Origin of the sequence: Bacillus sp. JJ1764, from assembly GCF_036962145.1 — a bacterium.
Lineage (GTDB): Bacteria > Bacillota > Bacilli > Bacillales > Cytobacillaceae > Neobacillus.
In genome coordinates, this window is sequence record NZ_JBALNY010000173.1 from 362 (window position 1) to 2,282 (window position 1,921).

Sequence of the window (1,921 nt, forward strand, 5' to 3'; positions counted from 1 at the left end):
ATTATTGATGGATTTGAAGTTGAAGGTTTTATTGCAAAGGAACAACATTGTTCTATTTGTAAATTCAACTTGGTGTACTATGAAGATTTTGATGCCTTTTTTTGCCCAAATTGTAACTACTGGACTGAATCCAAATGTGATGATCCTGAATGTGAATATTGTCCTAAAAGACCAGAGAAACCTCTACCATCCAAATAATATGTTGAACTAATAGGGGACAAACATTAAAGAACGAAATCGCTTTTGCAATCATTTACGTTATTGAACTAAACCAGCTAATAGTTTGTCAATATTTTTAAATAAAAACTAAAAATATCTCATGCTATACTGAAAATGTGCATGCCAAATAACCTTCCCTTAGTCTTATGTTGGAAGGTTTTGTGTTATTTGGTTTATTTTCGGTTCTAACCTATATCCTGGAAAGTCGTTTTGTTTTTTAAAAGGGCAAAAATCCAGTGTAAGAGCTTATTTACACAAGCAATAACAGCTACTTTAAAAGGTTTTCCTTCCTCACGTTTCTTATCATAGAACTCTCGTAATTTCTTGTTTCGAGGAATGATTTCATCGCTTGTTTTACTTTTTCGACAATCACGTATAGCACAACGAACAGCCATATATAAAGCGTGACGAAGTCTGCTGGACCCTCTTTTTGTGATTCGATTCTTGGTGGCTGAAAACTTACCAGATTCAAATACACTAGGGTCAACTCCAGCGAAAGCTACCAGCTTTTTAGGATCAGTAAATCGATCTATCTCCCCAATTTCTGAAATGATCGTTGCAGCGATCTTTTCTCCGATACCAGGGATAGATTTGATAATATTATATTCTTCAACTTCTTTTGCGAGGGTATCTATCTCTGACTCTAACTTGGATAGGTGCTCTTTATATTGAAGAATGATATTAATATACATACCAAGACTCAGAATATGACTCTGATACAAAGTCTTTTCAAACGGATTTCGGTTTGCGGCAGCTTTAAGTTGAATAGCTTTTTCATTGGCCCATCTGTATGAACGACTTTTACATAATTGAGCGATTTTGTCAGCTATGGTTTCTACACTTGCCTCTAATATATCTTCAGATGAGGGAAACTCTGAAAGAGTTAAGAGTGATACTACTGAATACAAGTCCCCAAAAACTCCTCTATATTCAGGAAAGACCTGGTCCAGAATCGCTTGAAATTGTAGCTTTGTTTGAATCAATACACCAGTGATATTTTCGTGCTGTCTGGTAAGATTCCGAAGGTTTAATAGCTGTACACCACGCTTCTTATACGGCTCTAAATCCTCCTTATAAAACAGCTCGCAGAGATGGTAAGCATCAATCGCATCTGTCTTTACTTTTCGAAGACTTGAACTTTTAGCCTTATAAGAAATTAATGGATTAATAATTATCAATAAATACCCACGGTCCTCCAAGTATTGAACAACAGAGGAATGATAATGGCCTGTTGCTTCTAGAACGATAGGTGGTTTCTTACCTGTTTCTCTTTTTACGACCTCTAGAAACTCTACAAGTAAATCAAGACCTTCAACAGTGTGAGAAACTTTAAAGCTCTTACGATATGGTTTGCCTTTATCTAAAAATGCCTGAACCTGACTTTCTCCCTTTGAAACATCCAGACCGATGACTGGATTCATAATTAAATTCTCCTCCTAAACTAGTAATTTGCCAGTGCCCCTAATTCCTCCATGCAGTGTCACAGCTTCGCTTATTATACGAGATCTTAGTCCCAACCAGCCTCAATCATGTTTCTACAAGTAGGGGGTGAACCGTTTAGTTGACGGGGTCGAAGGCCCCACGAGCAGTTACGTTCTACCCTGGCTACTGATATAATAAGACCATATAAAAAATGGTCAACCAGAAATATTTAGCATTCCGGCTAACCTTATAATACGAATGAAGCAGGTTAGTGCAAGAA

Annotated in this window: 2 protein-coding genes; one reads left to right on the forward strand and one right to left on the reverse strand. The window is 36.9% G+C overall.

What is annotated here, in order from left to right:
- Positions 1 to 198: hypothetical protein (locus V7083_RS20315; RefSeq protein ID WP_335481338.1), on the forward strand; the 198-nt coding region annotated here is incomplete at its 5' end.
- Positions 199 to 404: 206 nt separating this feature from the next.
- Here the strand turns inward: V7083_RS20315 and V7083_RS20320 are convergent.
- Complete coding sequence (locus tag V7083_RS20320) at positions 405 to 1,640, reverse strand: IS110 family transposase (RefSeq protein ID WP_335481340.1); 1,236 nt, start codon at positions 1,638 to 1,640, stop codon at positions 405 to 407.
- Between the last annotated feature and the right edge of the window lie 281 nt (positions 1,641 to 1,921).

What these genes read in the sequence shown, in the direction of transcription:
- V7083_RS20320 (WP_335481340.1), bottom strand. Translation starts at nt 1,640, where the DNA reads ATGAATCCAGTCATCGGTCTGGATGTTTCAAAGGGAGAAAGTCAGGTT.